Raw genomic sequence first — 15,587 nt, forward strand, 5'->3', positions numbered from 1 at the left:
GCACCCATGATAGGGACCGGGACCGCACCGCAACACCGGCACGGCCCCACCCTAACCCGGAGCTTAGCCGGGACCAACCATCCGTTCGGGGCGAACCCATTGATCGAATTGCTCATCCGTCAGGAGTCCAAGCGCCCGTCCGGCCTCCTTTAGGCTTGTCCCTTCCTTGTGGGCCTTCTTGGCGATCTTCGCGGCGTTGTCATAGCCGATGTGGGGGTTCAACGCGGTCACCAGCATCAGGCTGTCGGCCACCAGCCTGGCGATCCGCTCGCGGTTGGCCTCGATGCCGACGACGCAGTTGTCGGTGAAGCTGACCGCCGCGTCGGCCAGCAGGCGGATCGATTGCAGCACGTTGTAGGCGATCACCGGCTTGAACACGTTCAGCTCGAAATGGCCGGTGGCGCCGGCGACGGTCACGGTGGTGTGGTTGCCCATCACCTGGGCGCAGACCATCGTCATCGCCTCCGACTGGGTCGGGTTGACCTTGCCGGGCATGATCGAGGATCCCGGCTCGTTCTCCGGCAGCGACAGTTCGCCGATGCCCGACCGCGGGCCGGAGCCCAGCATGCGGATGTCGTTGGCGATCTTCATCAGCGACACCGCCAGCGTGTTCAGGTGGCCGTGGACGTCGACCAGCGAATCATGGGTCGCCAACGCCTCGAACTTGTTCTCCGCCGTGACGAAGGGCAGACCGGTGAAGGCCGCCACCTCCTCGGCGAAGGCCTCGGCGAAGCCCGGCTTGGCGTTCAGCCCGGTGCCGACCGCCGTGCCGCCCTGCGCCAGCCGGTAGAGCTGCGGCAGCGACCCGCGCAGCCGGCCGATGCCGTAGGACACCTGCGCCGCATAGCCCGAGAACTCCTGCCCCAGCGTCAGCGGCGTGGCGTCCTGCAGGTGGGTGCGGCCGATCTTGACGATGTCCTCGAAGGCCCCGGCCTTGGCGTCCAGCGCGGTGCGCAGACGCTCCAGCGCCGGGATCAGGCTGTGGACGATCTGGTCGGCGGCGGCGATGTGCATCGCGGTGGGGAAGCTGTCGTTGGACGACTGCCCCATGTTGACGTGGTCGTTGGGATGGATCGGCGTCTTCGACCCCATGGTGCCGCCCAGTTGCTCGATGGCGCGGTTGGCGATCACCTCGTTGGCGTTCATGTTCGACTGGGTGCCGGAGCCGGTCTGCCACACCACCAGCGGGAAATGGTCGGCCAGCCGGCCGTCGATCACCTCCTCCGCCGCGGTGATGATGGCGACGCCGTGCGTGGGGTCGAGCGCGCCCAGCTTCATGTTGGCGACGGCCGCCGCGCGTTTCTGGATGCCCAGGGCGCTGACCAGCGCGGGCGGCATGCGTTCGCCGCCGATGCGGAAATTCTGCAGGGAGCGCTGGGTCTGCGCGCCCCAATAACGGTCCGCGGGGACCTCGATGGGGCCGAAGCTGTCGGTTTCGGTGCGGACGCCGCTCATGGCTGGACCTTTCCTGATCGCCGCTTTTGATCTCGAAGGGGCGGGTTGCAATCGCTCCCGCCCAGCCTGATCTTTGGAGTGGACGGCCGAACGACAAGGGGAACAGCCAAGGTTCCCCGGCCGCCGCAGGGGCGACATCCGACGAAACCTTGCCGGCTCCCCTAATTTGTTCTTGTTGTGTTCCTTCTTCTTCCGTACGCTTTCTTGGAACGGCCCGATGTTGCCCTGGACGTGTCGCCCCGGAAATGGGGTCCGGGATTCGGGTTCGGAACGCCGCATCGCGACGGCGACCGTGACGATTGGGGGACTTCAACCATGAACGATCTCGCACCGGAACATATCCGCGCGTTCATCGCCCGGACCCGCGTCGCCGACATGAAAAGCCGCGGCTGGCGTGTCCTCGGTCCCGGCGAGGAAGGCTCCGTCCTGATGGAGGGCCCGATGGTCGCCAGCCGTGGCGCGCGGCTGGACCGGCCCGCCCCGGCCGTTCACGTCGGCGACCTGTTCGACGACCTCGTCGCCCGCGCGCTGGAGCGTGCCGACGGCCGCGACCGGCTCGACGCCAGCCGTCGCGCCGCCTGATCTCCGCGTTCCGCCGACAGCGCCCGCTCCCGGCGCGGGCTCTCCCGGAAGGGCGCGCCCGTGCCGGTGGCACCACCATTCGTCCATCCAACGGGTGGCGGGACTGCACCCTTTGGTAGACACTCCCTCCAATTCCCTCGGGCGCTCTGAGCAACCGGACATAGCGACAGGTGTTGAGAGTGGGCACAGCAGACGTCACCGTGTCCCACCTCACCCTATGCAGCAGGATTCAAGCCGCGATTTGAAGCGGAAGGGGTAACTCATCGGGATAGTCATAGACACTATGCCCAAAGATCGGAAGTACCCCTCAAGATACGACCTGCCGCATAGCTCCGTTAGGAAGTCGTTAACCGAGCCGATGGCTCTATTGAGACATCGGGAATGCTCAGGCCAAGGGAGAATTACATGATCGACGCCATCAACTCGAAGAAGATCACCGCATCGTCCGTGGCCCACATTGCACTTCTCAACGAGTTTATCCGGCTGACCGAGGACACGATCGTCGAGCAGGACGACGCCTTCGTCCGCGACAGCCTGGTCGATCTGCTGTCCAGCCTGCGTTCGGAGCGCGCCGACTATGCCGAGATGATCGGCACGACCGCCCTCAACCGCGCCGCCTGATCTCCCGCCCGGGTTCCCGCCGCCAGGCGTCGTCACCCCTCCACGGCCAGGGCCGCCAGCGCGTCGCCGCTCAGGCGATAGGGCAGCCATTCCTTCATCTGCCGGAAGCCGATCCGGTCGTAGAAGCCGCGCGCCGGGTTCCAGTCCAGCACGTTCAGGTCCACGCGGCGATACCCGCGTTCGACCGCCCGTTGGGCGACCGTGGCCAGCAGCCTGCGCCCGACGCCGTAGCGCCGCGCGTCCGGCGTGACGTAGAGGTCCTCGACGAACAGGCCCGGCCGCCCCTCCCAGGTCGAGAAGTTGCGGAAGGTCAGGGCGAAACCGACCGGCACGCCGTCCAGTTCGGCGATCAACGCCTCGAACACCGGCTGCTCTCCCCAGCCGTCGCGGCGGAAATCCTCCTCGGTCGCCTTGACCGCGTCGGCCTCGTTCTCGAACGCCGCCAGTTCGTGGACGAACCGCAGGATGGTTGGACAATCGGCCTCGACGGCGGGGCGGATGGTGACGGACGGCATCGGACAGCGGCTCTCCCTGGCCAGGATGGGAAACACAAGAACGACAAAGGGAGCGGACGATAGACCGCTCCCCCTGGTTCCGCATCAACTCGTTCCGTATGGCGCGTCCGGTGTGGCGCGTCCCGGCCGGCGTTCCGTTCAGTCGTCGCCGCCACCCTTCAGGTCCAGGATGCTGCGCAGTTCCTGCACCCGCCGCTCGGCGCTGTGTTCGGCCAGCACCCGCTTGCGCGCCCGGCGTCCCAAATCGGTCAGGTGGTCGCGCGGCAGCATCATCGCCGTGGTGACGTCGTCGGTCTGGGCGGCCACCAGGATCTCGCGGCCGGGCTCGAAGAAGTTCTCCAGCCCGTCCCACTGGTCGGCGACGATGGCGGAGCCGCAGGCGGCGGCGGCGAACAGCCGGTCCGACGGGCACCAGCCGATCCGCCGCTCGTCGTCGCGCGCCAGCGTCAGCGCCAGATTGGCCGAGGCCAGCACGTCGGCGTGCTGCGCCGGGTCGAGGTCGGGGAAGGTCAGGATGTTGGACGCCTTCGGCACGCCGTCCGGCAGGTCGGCGCCGACCAGAACGAAGCGCCGCCGGGTCAACCGCAACGCCGGATCGATGAAGAAGCGGTCCAGCCCCTCGCGGATGCCCTCGGGTCCGGCGACGATGCAGCAGAGGTCGCCCAGATACTCGCGCCGGAAATCGCCGGCCTTGTGCGCCTCCGGCACGATCCAGGGATAGAGCGGCGCCACCGCCGTCGCCCCGGCCTTGCCCCGGTAGCGTTCCAGCGCCGGCCCACCGCAGGAGGCCAGCACGATGTCGAAGCCGCCCAGCCCGTCGGCCGGCAGATGGGCCACCGTCTCCCCGGCCTCCAGCGCGGCCAGGGTGACCGGCGCCTCCGGATCGTAGAGCGCGTGGCGCACCGCCTTGGAGTTGCGGACGAGGTCGGCGGCGGCGCGGGCGTCCGGCCCATGCGCCACGACCAGCGCCACCCCGGCATCGTCGGCCTGGGCCGCAGCCTCGACCGCGACGGCGTCCCAATCCTGATAGGTCAGCACGTCGCCGCCGGGAATCGCCCAGGGCGCGTCGGACGCGGCGTCCGGCCCGGCGCGTTCCACCGCGACCACGCGATGGCCCCGGTTGGCCAGCGCCTGGATCAGCGCGCGCCAGCGCACATTGTGCCCGCCGTCGCGGCGGTACCCGGTGGTCAAGCCGAAGATCACGATTTTCATGGCGTCGACACCCTTGGCATTCCGTGGCAGAAGGCGGTCCCGGATCGAACCACCGCGATCGAGCCACCGCTGTCGAATCGATGGTGTGGAACTCGATGTTGTCGAACTGGCGTCGTCGGGCCGCTCTCCTCAGGTCATCACCGCGAACCGTCATCACCCGATCAACGCGGCCGGCGACGGCCGGGTTCCAGGTGAGGGTCCGGCGGCGGACGAGAGACGCCGAACGGCGCGTGAAACTGTCGGCATGACTTGAGATATGGACCGGTCCGCCGGCTGTGCAAGCGCGACGGCCGCCCAATCCCAGGGTTACCGATTTCGCGGTTGAGCGGCGCGGCCCGGCGCCCTAGGGTCACGCTCCGGCTTCCCCAGAGACCACGGTCGAGCGCATGCGATTCCCGCCCCGTCATTCCGCCCGCCTCCTTCTCGCCACGCTCCTCGTGGCCGGCTGCCAGAGCACCGGCGTCACCGCGCCGGTCGCCTCGACCGGTGTCCCGGCGACCCAGGCCGCCGCCCAAGGTGCGACCCAGGCGCCGCTGACCCCGGCGGTCGCCCAACCGGCCGTGCCCTTCCCGCAATGGCTGGCCGCGCTGCGCACCGAGGCGATGAGCCAGGGCATCCGCGCCCAGACCTTCGACCGCGCCTTCCAGCGCGTGCAACTGTCCGACCGCGTCGTCGAACTGGATTCCAGCCAACCCGAGTTCACCCGGCAAGTGTGGCAGTATTTGGACAGCGCCGTGAATGAAAAGCGTGTCCAGGCCGGCCGGGAGAAGATGCAGGAACACGCGGCGTTGCTGAATCGCATCACCCGCCGCACCGGCGTTCCGGCGGAGATCCTGACGGCCTTCTGGGGTGTCGAATCCGATTTCGGCAAATCGACCGGCAACTTCTCGGTGATCGACGCGCTGACCACGCTCGCCTACGAGGGGCGGCGCGCCAGCTATTTCCGGTCGGAACTGCTGGCGGCCCTGCGCATCCTCGATTCCGGCGACATCGCGCCCGAACGCATGACCGGGTCCTGGGCCGGCGCCATGGGGCAGACCCAGTTCATGCCGACCGTCTTCCTGAAGAACGCGGTGGACGAGGACGGCGACAGCCACCGCGACATCTGGAACAGCATGCCCGACGTCCTGGCCTCCACCGCCAAGTTCGTCCTGGCCAACGGCTGGAAACCCGGCGAGCCCTGGGGCCAGGAGGTGCGGCTGCCCGGCGGCTTCCCCTACGACCAGGCGGAGCTGACCATCGTCAAGCCGGTGTCGGAATGGCGGCGGATGGGCGTGGTCCCGGCCGGCGGGGCGGAGCTGACGGGCGATGCCCCGGCGGCGATCATCGTGCTCGCCGGGCACCAGGGGCCGGCCTTCCTGGTGCGCGAGAATTTCCGCGCGATCATGCGCTACAACCCGTCGACCAGCTACGCGCTGGCCGTCGCCCTGCTGGCCGACCGCATGGCCGGCCGCCCCGGCGTGCTGGGCAGTTGGCCGCGCCAGGAGCAGGCGCTGAGCAAGGACGAGCGGATCGACCTGCAGCAACGGCTGGCCGCCCTGGGGCTGGAGCCGGGCAGCGCCGACGGCATCGTCGGCGCCAACACCCGCAACGCGGTGCGCCGCTTCCAGGGCTCCATCGGCGAGATCCCCGACGGCTTCGCCACCAAGGGCCTGCTGGAGCGGCTGCGCCAGCGGTCGTGACGCGGTCGCTTCAGGCCGGAAACCTCAGGCCGTTTCGGACGGCGGCGCCACGGCGTAGCTGCTGAGGTCACCCTTGCGCCGCTCGTCCGCCGGCAGCCGCCCCTTGACCAGGAAGCTGACATTCTCGGCGACGTTGGTGGCGTGGTCGCCGATCCGCTCGATCGACTTGGCGGCGAACAGCAGGTGGGTGCAGCCGGTGATCTGCGCCGGCGCCTCCATCATGTAGGTCAGGAACTCGCGGAACAGGCTGGTGTAGGCGTCGTCGACCTCGCCGTCGCGGTCGCGGACGGCGGCCGCCAGATCGGCGTCCTGGGTGCTGTAGGCGCGGCGCATGTCGCCGATCATCTCCTGCACCGTGCGGCCCATCCGGATCAGCGACGACACCGGCGGCGCCACCGGCAGAGTCGCCAGGGTGACCGCGCGCTTCGCCACCGATCCGGCGAAATCGCCCATGCGCTCCAGGTTGGAGGCGATCTTCAGCGCCGCGATGATCTCGCGCAGATCCTTGGCCATCGGCTGGCGCAGGGCCAGCAGGCGGACGGTCATCGCCTCCACCTCGACCTCCAGCCGGTCGATCTCGGCGTCGCCCTTCAGCACCTCCGCCGCGACGTCGGCGTCGGGGCCGGCCAGCGACTCGAGCGCGTGGGCGAACTGCCGTTCGACCAGCTCGCCCATGCGGTCGACGGTCGCCCGCAGGGCGGCCAGTTCGGCGTCGAACGCCGCGACGGTGTGTCCAGCGGACATGATCGCAATCCTCTCATTCCCAAGGCGTTTTCCAGCCGCATCCGCAGATGGGGCCGGACGCGCGCCGCGCCAAGCGGTCGCCGGCACAGCCTTGCCTTAACCTTTGGCCCGGCCTTAACCTTTGGCCCAGCCTTAACCTTTGGCATAGAATATTTTCCGACACTGGTCTATCGATGGGGAGCGCAACCAGGCAGACCGGACCGGACCGATGACACCGCACGAATTGGTTGCCGTGCTGGAAAAGCACGAGCGCTGGCTGAAGAACAAGTCGGGCGGTTCGCGCGCCAACCTGACCATGTCCAACATGGAGGGGTCCAACCTGTCCGGGGTCAATCTGGCGCAGGCCAAGCTGTCCGGCGCCAACCTGTCCCACTGCGACCTGTCCAACGCCAACCTCAGCACCGCCGACCTGTTCGCGGCGCACCTGACCAAGGCCGACCTGTCCGGCTGCAACCTCTACCGCGCCGACCTGCGCGGCGCCCACATGCGCGGCGCCAAGATGAAGCGCGCCATCCTGAAAGAGGCCGACCTGCGCGGCGGCGCCCTGCTGTATGGCGGCCCCGGCGGCAAGGGCGGCGGCCGGGGGCTGGATTTCGTCCGTTCCGACCTGGCCGGCAGCGACTTCGACGACGCCTCGCTGACCAACGCCAACCTGTCGGGCGCCGACCTGACCGACGTGTCGATGAACGGCGCCGACTGCGAAGGCGCGCTGTTGACCGGCGCCACGCTGATGCGCGCCAGCATGAAAAGCTGCAACCTCGCCCGCGCCGACCTGCGCGGCAGCAACATGTCGGGCGTCAACCTGCAAGGGGCGGTTCTGCGCGACGCCAACCTGACCGGGGCGATGCTGGCCGGCGCCAACCTGCGCAACGCCGACCTGCAAGGCGCCAAGCTGGAGGGCGCCGATCTGGCCGGGGCCGACACCACCGGCGCCAACCTGGCCCGGTCGGCCGACAACTTCTCGGTCCAGATCCAGCAGGCGCTGCACAGCCACTACACCTGGATCAACACCAACGGGACGATGGGCGCCCGCGCCGACCTGACCGGCGCCGACCTGACCCACATCGACCTGTCCGGCGTGAACCTGTCCGGCGCCAACCTGAAGCGGGCCAACCTCAGCGGCGCCAAGATGCGCGAGTCGCTGCTGATCATGTGCGACATCTCCGAAGCGGTCCTGGCCGATGCCGACTTCACCGGGGCGATCCTCGACGGCGCCAACCTGCGCAGCGCCAACATGGACGGCGCGCGGCTGGACGGCGCCGGCATCGGCTGGGTCGACATCAAGGGACCGGACGGCCAGCCGACCGGCCGGCTGTGGGCGGCGAACCTGACCGGGGCGCGGCTGACCGGCAGTTCCTGCGTCCGCACCAACCTGCGCGGCGCCAATCTGGCCGGCTGCGACTTCAGCAACGCCAACCTGACCGGCGCGATCCTGAGCGACGCCAACATCCGCGACGCCCGTTTCACCGGCGCCAACCTGACCGGCGCCAGCCTGCCGCCGCCGCCCGATCCGGACGACGACTGAGCCTTCGGGACACCCGGCGGCGGTTCGCGCTGTCGCCATGCCCTTTGGTGAGCCCAACCATGGCGCCCGCCATTCCCATGCCGACGCGATCCCGGCTTACCCGTTTGGCTTCGTTCTGAAAAGGGCTTGATCCCCGCCTTCGCGGGGAGCGCATTGAGACGCCGGCAATCGGGGTTCGGCCGCTTGGGACCATGGGGCACCGACACCGGCACCATCCCCCGTCAACTCACGCTTCGTGCTCGCCCGCTTCCCTGGCGGCGGCCGACACGGCGTTCAGGTTCGCACCGACCCGCCGCAGCACGTCGAGAGTCAACGCCAACTCCGCCGGCGCGATGCCGTCGATGGCGAGGGCGGCGATCTCCGCCGCGCTGGGCATCATGGCGTCGCGCAACTCCCGCCCCTTGTCGGTCAGGAAGATGTTCATCTTGCGGCGGTCGTGGGTGTTGCGCACCCGCTGGACCAGCCCCTGGCTTTCCATCACGTTCACAGCGGTGACGGTCGTCGGCTCCATCATGCCGACGCGGTGGCTCAACTCGCGCTGGGTCAGCCCGTCCTCTTCCCACAGGGCGCGCAGGAAGAACCACTGCCCCATGCTGACGCCCGACCGCGCGATGCGCGTTTGAAGGGCGCGGGCGAAGGCGCGGTTCACCTCGCGGACGACGAACGATAACGCACCGTCGTCCGAACCGGCCGCACTCCCCGAATCACCGGGGTTTGCGGGCTCCCACCCCTTGACAGACCCCTCCATACCGACAATCTCTCTGCCGTCGTTCCCGTGCCCACAACCATCCCGTTCACCGACTCGGCCCCGCGAGGGGGCGTCACGACCAACGGGGACACCGCCACCTTGGCACGAGCGGGCATGGCTGCGTCAATCCAATCATAACGTGCTGCACGCAAAGCGCAAATCAAATGCGCAGGCTGCGCTGTCAGACATGCAATGATATGTCGCTGATCAGCATCAACGCCCAGGAAGCTAAAACAGAAGCGATCCGTAAAATCCCCCGATGCTCCGCAGCGCATTGGACCGATCTTTTTCAAGAGCGCCCGCAACCCCATATCCCGATATGAGAGGCCACATCAACACTGCAAAGACTGTGGCCTTTACTTGCCCGATACGTCTCAAATACGCATCAAAGCAGCGGCCGAATGTGAATATTTCGCTAAAAGTTTCGACAAACCGTTAAGGTTGCTTGTTTTCGCCGCGGCCTTTGGTCACACAACCCCCGATCACCTCAACGCAAACGCACGGACAAGAGGAGCCAGCGCCCGCCATGACCGCCGCCCCGCCCCGTATCGTCACCGTCGCCGCGACCCAGATGGCGTGCAGTTGGGATCGCGCCGCCAACGTCGACGGCGTCGAATCGCTGATTCGCGAAGCCGCCGGCAAGGGTGCCCGGATCATCCTGCCGCAGGAGCTGTTCGAGACGCCCTATTTCTGCAAGGACCAGAAGCAGTCGCTGTTCGACTTGGCCGCCCCGGCCGAGGGCCATCCGGTGATCGAGCGGATGAGCGCGCTGGCCCGCGAACTGTCGGTGGTGATCCCGGTCAGCTTCTTCGAGCGGGCGCGCAACGCCTATTACAACTCGATGGCGATGGTCGACGCCGACGGCAGCGTGCTGGGCGTCTATCGCAAGTCCCACATCCCCGATGGCCCGGGCTATCAGGAGAAGTACTATTTCAGCCCCGGCGACACCGGGATTCCGGTGTTCAAGACCCGCTACGCCACCGTCGGCTGCGCCATCTGCTGGGACCAGTGGTTCCCGGAAACCGCCCGCGTCATGGCGTTGAAGGGGGCCGAGATCCTGCTCTACCCCACCGCCATCGGGTCGGAGCCGCAGGATGCCTCGATCGACAGCCAGGGCCACTGGACGCGGGTGATGCAGGGCCACGCCGGCGCCAACCTGATGCCGCTGGTCGCCTCCAACCGGGTCGGAGTCGAGCAGGGGGACAGCTGCGCGCTGACCTTCTACGGTTCGTCCTTCATCGCCGGGCCGCAGGGCGAGATCGTGGCGCAGGCCGACCGCGAGAGCCGGGCCGTGCTGACCGCCAGCTTCGACCTCGACCGCATCGCCGCACAGCGCGCCTCCTGGGGCCTGTTCCGCGACCGCCGGCCGGAGCTGTACGGCGCCCTGCTGACCCTGGACGGCGAGACGACGCCGCGGCGCTGACGCGGGCGGCGGGGGCGCCCGACGCCCCCGCCCGTCCGTCACACCACCAGTCCGCTCCCGCGCTGGCCGTCGGACCGCCCCAGCGCCTGCGCCGCGCCATAGGCGGCGGTGGCGCTGGCGCGGACGGAGCTGCCGCCGGCACCCGGCCCGCCCCCTTGCTGGCGCTGCTCCGCCTGGGCTTGCAGCTTGGCGGCGTCGGCCTGGGCGGCGACGCGCACGTCCTGCGCCGAGGGATCGGCGGGGGCGAGGGCCGCGGCCTTGACCTGCTCCATCTTGGCGATGGTGGCCGCCGGCTCCCCCTCCGGGCTGATGTCGATCGGCACCTCGCCGGCGGTGGCGTAGTTCTTGCCGTCCGGGCCGCGGGTGTAGGTGAAGGAGGCACCGCCGGCGTTGCTGCCGCCGGCCGCCTGGTGCGCCGCCTCGTGCTGGCGGACGCTGGTGTCGGCCTGCTTGAGCTTCTGGACCTGCTGCTGCGCGGCGTCGGACAGCGTCACCGTGGTCGCGGACGAGGCTTTGCCCGAACCACCGCCGTCCGCCGCGGCGTCCTTGCCGGAGGGCGCGGTTTTGCCGTCCCCCCGCATGGTCGTTGTGCGGGGGGTGGCGTAGGTCCCGATGGACAGGCTGGATATGGAAACGTCGACAGCCACCGCCGGCGTCCTTCACGCGGCCGAACCTATCCGAAATTTAGGACGAATCGGCCGCTTCGGCAATGGCGCGGCGATCGGGTCACGCGTTCGTGAAGCCGGTCAGCACGTTCGCGACGTTGACGCCGAGATCGTCGACGGCATAGCCGCCCTCCATCACGAACAGCGTCGGCAGGCCGATGCCGGCGATGGCGGCGCCCATCCGCAGGAAATCCTCCGACAGCAGACGGAAGCGTGAAATCGGGTCGCCGCCGTAGGTGTCGGCGCCCAGCGACAGCACCAGTGCGTCCGGCGCAAACGCGCGGATGCGCCGGGCGGCGACGTCCAGCGCCGCGCCGTAGACCGCCCAGTCGGTGCCCCAGGGCAGCGTCAGGTTCAGGTTGGCGCCCTCGCCCGCCCCGGCCCCGGTTTCGTCGGCGTGGCCGCAGAAATAGGGGAATTCGTCGGCCGGGTCGGCGTGCAGCGACACGAACAGCACGTCGCCGCGCTCCCAGAAGATCTCCTGCGTGCCGTTGCCGTGGTGGTAGTCGACGTCGAGCACCGCCACCCGCGCCGCGCCGCCGTCGCGCAGCGACTGCGCCGCGACCGCCGCGTTGTTCAGGAAGCAATAGCCGCCGTAGAAGGCGTGGCCGGCGTGGTGTCCCGGCGGTCGGCACAGGGCGAAGGCGCCGCGGTCGCCGGCGCGCAGCCGGTCGGCCCCGGTCAGCGCGCAGTCGGCGGCGGCCGTCGCAGCGCGCCAGGTGCCGGCGGTGATCGGCGTGCCGGCGTCGAACGAGTAGTGGCCGAGCCGCCCGTCGATGGAGCGCGGCACCCGCCGCCGCGTCATGCCCGGCGCCACCCAGTTCAGCGGCAGGGCGTCGATGTCGGCGCTGTGCTCCGCCACCCACTCGTCCCAGGCGGTCTGGAGGAAGCCGAGATAGCCGGCGTCGTGGACCCGTTCCAGCGGCGCCAGACCGTGGCGGGTGGGTTCGACGATCGGGCCGACCCCGACCGCGTCGAGGCGGGCGCGGACGATGTCGGCGCGCGCCGGCTTCTCATAGCAGGGAACGAGTTGCCCATCGTTCAGTTCGGACCGGCCGGACTGGAGCCGATGCTCTTCGCTGTGGATGACGATCACGCCGGGTGTATCCTTGGCAAAGCCGCGCAATCGGGGCGGAAGCACCCCGTTGCGGCGGCAGGGTGCGGCGATGATAGCCCCGGCGCCGCAGCGGCGGATCCCGCCCTTTTGCATGGCGCCCCGGATGCAGGGCATTGCCTTTCGCCGAATCGCACGCAATAGTGTTCTTTGCTCACTGTTCGCGCCGTGCGGGTGGTGATTGGGGTTGTTTGACATCCGATGTTGTCTGCTGCGTGCAGGATATTCGCCCGTCTGGCGCCGGGGACGGCGCTGATGCTGTGGGCGTGCGCCGTGTTGGCCGCCGGGCCGACGCGCAGCGATCCTCCATTGCCGCAACCGTCGCCGCTCGAATCCGCCTTCTCCGCCCGTGCCGGCGAGCCGCTGCGCCAGTTCGGCTACGACCTGTTCGCCGCCACCGCCGAGCCGGGGACCGGCGACAACGTGGCGCCCGGCGCGATCCAGGGCGACTATGTGCTGAACACCGGCGACGCGCTCCTGGTGACGCTGCGCGGCCAGAAATCCTTCAGCAAGCGCTTTCCCATCGACCGCAACGGTCAACTGCTGGTCGACGACCTGCGCCCGGTGACCGCCGCCGGGCTGACGCTGGACGGGCTGCGGCGCGAGCTGGCGGCGGCCGTCGCCGCGACATGGCCCAACACCGACAGCTTCGCCTCGCTGGCGGAGGTGCGGCGGATCGGAGTGGTGGTCACCGGCGCGGTGCGCCGCCCCGGCCGGCAGGAGGTCAGCGCCTTCGCCACCGTGCTGGACGCGCTGTCCGCCGCCGGCGGGGTCGAGCGCACCGGCTCGTTGCGCGCCATCCGGCTGCTGCGGAGCGGGCCGGCGGCGGCCCCCACCGTCATTGATCTCTACGGGCTGCAGGTGGCGGGCAGCCAGGGCGCCGGCAACGCCGATCTGCCCCTGCGCGATGGCGACCGCCTGTTCGTGCCGCCTCTGGGGGCCACCGTCGGCGTCGCCGGACCGGTGAAGCGGCCGGGCATCTTCGAGCTGCCGCCGAACACCGGTCCCGGCGAAGGCCCGCTGTCGGCGGCGGAACTGCGCGACCTCGCCGGTGGTGCGCTGCGCCCCGGCCGGGCACGGCTGTTGCGGTTCGGCATCGGCCCGTCGGGCGAGGAGATGACGGAGGAGATCGCCGATCCGGACGCCCGCCGCTTCGGCGACGGCGACCTGCTGCTGTTGGCGCCGCAGCGCGAGGACCGCCGCAACGAGGTCCGGCTGGAGGGGCATGTCCTGCGCCCCGGCCCCCGCGCCCTGCCCCCGACGCGCACGCTGGCCGGGCTGGTCGCCCGCACCGATCTGCAGCCCACCCCCTACCTGCCCTTCGCCGCGCTGGAGACCACCGACCCGGGCAGTGGCGCGCGGCGGCTGCGGCCGGTCGATCTGTCGGCGGTGCTGAACGGGCGCGACCGCCGTCGGCTGGCGGAAGGCGACACCCTGTATGTGCTGGGGGCGGAGGATGTCGACTTCCTCACCGCCGAACCGGTGCTCGCCCTGCTGCGCAGCGCCCGGTCGCGCGACGGGCGGCCGTCGCCGGATGAGACCTGCGCCGGGCTGGTGGTGTTGGCCCGGACGCTGGCGGCGGAACCGGACGGGACGCTCGCCACCGGTCCGCAGGCCCGCGCCGCCGCCACGCTGACCGGTGCCCGCCGTGCCTGCCCGCCGCTGTTCGCCACAGTGCCCGACCTCCTGCCGCTCGCCCTGCGCCATTCGGTGTTGCGGCTGGCCGGCGTCCCGCGCCCCGGCTTCTACCCGGTGGCGGGCCGGGCCACGGATGGCCCCGCCGACCCCGATCCGGCGGCTGGGACTATCGTCGATTCGACCGTCGCCCAGTACGAACTGATCGGCCATGTCCGCCATCCCGGCACCCACCGGTTGACCGCCGGCGCCACGCTGCGCCAGGCGTTGGCCGGCGGCAAGGCGCTGAAGCGCGACGTCTACCCGCTGCTGGGCGTCCTCGAGCGATTCGACCGCCGGACCCTGACCCGGGCCTTCCTGCCCTTCTCGCCGCAGGAGGTCGCCGCCGGGCGGGCCGATCGCAGCCTTGCCGACGGCGATCGCATCCACCTGTTCGCGGTCGACGACATCCGCGCCCTGGTGCCGCCCGCCGACGGCGGCGCCAGGACGGCCGCGGCGAAGGGGACGACCAAGGCAGCACCCGACGCGGTCCCACCGGAATCCGAGGACGGCGACGACGCGAACCTGCTGTCGGCGCTGCTCGACCCGGCCATCGTCGCGCTGATCGGTGAGCGGACGGTGCAGGTGCGCGGCGCGGTGCGTGATCCCGGCGGGTACCCGGTCGCCGACCGGACGCCGCTGTCGTCGCTGATCGCCGCCGCCGGCGGATTGTCGGCCGACGCCGACCCGGCGGCGCTGGAGCTGACCCGCGCCACCGGCACCCGCAGCGGCATCGACCTCGGCCGGGAGCCGGGGCGCGGCGCGGAGGTCGGCGTCGGCCCCGGCGACGCGTTGCGTGTCAACCCGCGGCCACAGGCGCTGGAGGCCCGCGCCGTCGCCATCCAGGGTGCGGTGCGGCGGCCCGGCCGCTACGACATCGGCCGGGGCGAGACGCTGTCCTCGCTGATCGCGCGGGCCGGCGGCCTGCTGGACGACGCCTACCCCGCCGGCGCCGTTCTGACCCGCGAGAGCGAACGCCAGCGCGAACGGGAGCAGTTCCAGCGCCAAGCGCGCGAGCTGGAACGCACCCTGGCGCTGGAGGTCGAGAAGGGCGAACCGGTCAAGGCGGAAAACATCGCGCTGGCCCGCCAGCTCGCCGCCCAACTGCGCGGGGCGGAGCCGCTGGGCCGCGTGGTGGTGGAGGCCGACCCCGCCGTGCTGCGCGCCCGGCCGGAGCTGGACCCGCTGCTGGAGGCGGACGACCGCGTCGTGATCCCCAAACGGCCGCTGACCGTCGCGGTGTCCGGCGAGGTGTTGCACCCCACATCCGCCCAGTTCGTCAGCGGCAAGAGCGCCGACGACTATCTGAGCGAGGCCGGCGGGACGACGCGCGACGCCGACACCGGCCGCAGCTTCCTGGTCCTGCCGGACGGCCGGGCGCGACCGCTGTCGCTGTCGTCCTGGAACCATCGGGTGGAGACGATCCCGCCGGGCTCCATCCTGGTGGTGCCGCGCGATCCACGTCCCTTCGACGGGCTGGATGTGACCAAGGCGGTCGGCAACATCCTGAGCCAGTTGGCCATCACCGCCGCCTCGATCTCGGTGATCGCGCGATGACGCCGCCCCCCTCCCACCCCGACCACCCCGCCGGTCCGCTGGCGACCGCCCCCCTGCCCGGCCCGCGCCT

General features: G+C 70.3%; 13 protein-coding genes. 6 read left to right on the forward strand and 7 right to left on the reverse strand.

The window, feature by feature from the left end:
• Positions 1 to 63 precede the first annotated feature (63 nt).
• Positions 64 to 1,455: a class II fumarate hydratase gene (fumC, locus tag TSO352_RS06470; RefSeq protein ID WP_109106476.1), complete on the reverse strand. Its 1,392-nt coding sequence runs from the start codon at positions 1,453 to 1,455 to the stop codon at positions 64 to 66.
• 315 nt (positions 1,456 to 1,770) lie between these two features.
• Here fumC and TSO352_RS06475 point away from each other — a divergent pair, with 315 nt between their 5' ends.
• On the forward strand, positions 1,771 to 2,037 hold the full coding sequence (locus TSO352_RS06475; RefSeq protein ID WP_109106477.1) for a hypothetical protein: 267 nt from the start codon (positions 1,771 to 1,773) through the stop codon (positions 2,035 to 2,037).
• A 405-nt stretch (positions 2,038 to 2,442) separates the two neighbouring features.
• Positions 2,443 to 2,658, forward strand: a complete 216-nt coding sequence (locus TSO352_RS06480) for a hypothetical protein (RefSeq protein WP_109106478.1) — start codon at positions 2,443 to 2,445, stop codon at positions 2,656 to 2,658.
• 32 nt (positions 2,659 to 2,690) lie between these two features.
• Here TSO352_RS06480 and TSO352_RS06485 read toward each other — a convergent pair whose 3' ends face one another.
• On the reverse strand, positions 2,691 to 3,173 hold the full coding sequence (locus TSO352_RS06485; RefSeq protein ID WP_109106479.1) for a GNAT family N-acetyltransferase: 483 nt from the start codon (positions 3,171 to 3,173) through the stop codon (positions 2,691 to 2,693).
• A gap of 138 nt (positions 3,174 to 3,311) precedes the next feature.
• A complete protein-coding gene (locus TSO352_RS06490; RefSeq protein ID WP_109106480.1) occupies positions 3,312 to 4,385 on the reverse strand; it encodes a glycosyltransferase in 1,074 nt (357 codons plus the stop codon).
• 386 nt (positions 4,386 to 4,771) lie between these two features.
• On the opposite strand from TSO352_RS06490, the gene TSO352_RS06495 reads away from it, so the two are divergent.
• Positions 4,772 to 6,067: a lytic murein transglycosylase gene (locus TSO352_RS06495; RefSeq protein ID WP_109106481.1), complete on the forward strand. Its 1,296-nt coding sequence runs from the start codon at positions 4,772 to 4,774 to the stop codon at positions 6,065 to 6,067.
• A 24-nt stretch (positions 6,068 to 6,091) separates the two neighbouring features.
• On the opposite strand, the gene phoU is transcribed toward TSO352_RS06495, so the two are convergent.
• The gene (gene phoU, locus TSO352_RS06500; RefSeq protein ID WP_109106482.1) at positions 6,092 to 6,811 is read right to left on the reverse strand and encodes a phosphate signaling complex protein PhoU; all 720 of its coding nucleotides are present in this window, start codon (positions 6,809 to 6,811) and stop codon (positions 6,092 to 6,094) included.
• Between the two features lie 208 nt (positions 6,812 to 7,019).
• On the opposite strand from phoU, the gene TSO352_RS06505 reads away from it, so the two are divergent.
• Positions 7,020 to 8,336 carry a pentapeptide repeat-containing protein gene (locus TSO352_RS06505; protein ID WP_109106483.1) on the forward strand — a complete coding sequence of 439 codons (1,317 nt, stop codon included), beginning with the start codon at positions 7,020 to 7,022 and terminating at the stop codon, positions 8,334 to 8,336.
• A 226-nt stretch (positions 8,337 to 8,562) separates the two neighbouring features.
• Here the strand turns inward: TSO352_RS06505 and TSO352_RS06510 are convergent, their stop codons facing one another.
• Positions 8,563 to 9,084: a MarR family winged helix-turn-helix transcriptional regulator gene (locus TSO352_RS06510; protein WP_109106484.1), complete on the reverse strand. Its 522-nt coding sequence runs from the start codon at positions 9,082 to 9,084 to the stop codon at positions 8,563 to 8,565.
• A 526-nt stretch (positions 9,085 to 9,610) separates the two neighbouring features.
• On the opposite strand from TSO352_RS06510, the gene aguB reads away from it, so the two are divergent.
• Complete coding sequence (aguB, locus tag TSO352_RS06515) at positions 9,611 to 10,507, forward strand: N-carbamoylputrescine amidase (RefSeq protein ID WP_109106485.1); 897 nt, start codon at positions 9,611 to 9,613, stop codon at positions 10,505 to 10,507.
• Positions 10,508 to 10,545: 38 nt separating this feature from the next.
• Here aguB and TSO352_RS06520 read toward each other — a convergent pair whose 3' ends face one another.
• Positions 10,546 to 11,154 (reverse strand): putative metalloprotease CJM1_0395 family protein, encoded by a 609-nt coding sequence (locus TSO352_RS06520; protein ID WP_247871927.1) that lies wholly within the window; start codon positions 11,152 to 11,154, stop codon positions 10,546 to 10,548.
• A 79-nt stretch (positions 11,155 to 11,233) separates the two neighbouring features.
• Entirely contained in the window at positions 11,234 to 12,268 is a 1,035-nt protein-coding gene (locus tag TSO352_RS06525; protein ID WP_109106487.1) for a histone deacetylase family protein, read from the reverse strand.
• A 273-nt stretch (positions 12,269 to 12,541) separates the two neighbouring features.
• Here TSO352_RS06525 and TSO352_RS34235 point away from each other — a divergent pair, with 273 nt between their 5' ends.
• Positions 12,542 to 15,517 (forward strand): SLBB domain-containing protein, encoded by a 2,976-nt coding sequence (locus tag TSO352_RS34235; protein ID WP_282183829.1) that lies wholly within the window; start codon positions 12,542 to 12,544, stop codon positions 15,515 to 15,517.
• The last annotated feature ends 70 nt before the right edge of the window (positions 15,518 to 15,587 follow it).

The organism is Azospirillum sp. TSO35-2, from assembly GCF_003116095.1.
Lineage (GTDB): Bacteria > Pseudomonadota > Alphaproteobacteria > Azospirillales > Azospirillaceae > Azospirillum.

Bases quoted from the DNA above. Each gene is read 5' to 3' on its own strand.
- fumC (WP_109106476.1), bottom strand. From the start codon at position 1,455: ATGAGCGGCGTCCGCACCGAAACCGACAGCTTCGGCCCCATCGAGGTC.
- TSO352_RS06475 (WP_109106477.1), top strand. From the start codon at position 1,771: ATGAACGATCTCGCACCGGAACATATCCGCGCGTTCATCGCCCGGACC.
- TSO352_RS06480 (WP_109106478.1), top strand. From the start codon at position 2,443: ATGATCGACGCCATCAACTCGAAGAAGATCACCGCATCGTCCGTGGCC.
- TSO352_RS06485 (WP_109106479.1), bottom strand. From the start codon at position 3,173: ATGCCGTCCGTCACCATCCGCCCCGCCGTCGAGGCCGATTGTCCAACC.
- TSO352_RS06490 (WP_109106480.1), bottom strand. From the start codon at position 4,385: ATGAAAATCGTGATCTTCGGCTTGACCACCGGGTACCGCCGCGACGGC.
- TSO352_RS06495 (WP_109106481.1), top strand. From the start codon at position 4,772: ATGCGATTCCCGCCCCGTCATTCCGCCCGCCTCCTTCTCGCCACGCTC.
- phoU (WP_109106482.1), bottom strand. From the start codon at position 6,811: ATGTCCGCTGGACACACCGTCGCGGCGTTCGACGCCGAACTGGCCGCC.
- TSO352_RS06505 (WP_109106483.1), top strand. From the start codon at position 7,020: ATGACACCGCACGAATTGGTTGCCGTGCTGGAAAAGCACGAGCGCTGG.
- TSO352_RS06510 (WP_109106484.1), bottom strand. From the start codon at position 9,084: ATGGAGGGGTCTGTCAAGGGGTGGGAGCCCGCAAACCCCGGTGATTCG.
- aguB (WP_109106485.1), top strand. From the start codon at position 9,611: ATGACCGCCGCCCCGCCCCGTATCGTCACCGTCGCCGCGACCCAGATG.
- TSO352_RS34235 (WP_282183829.1), top strand. From the start codon at position 12,542: ATGCTGTGGGCGTGCGCCGTGTTGGCCGCCGGGCCGACGCGCAGCGAT.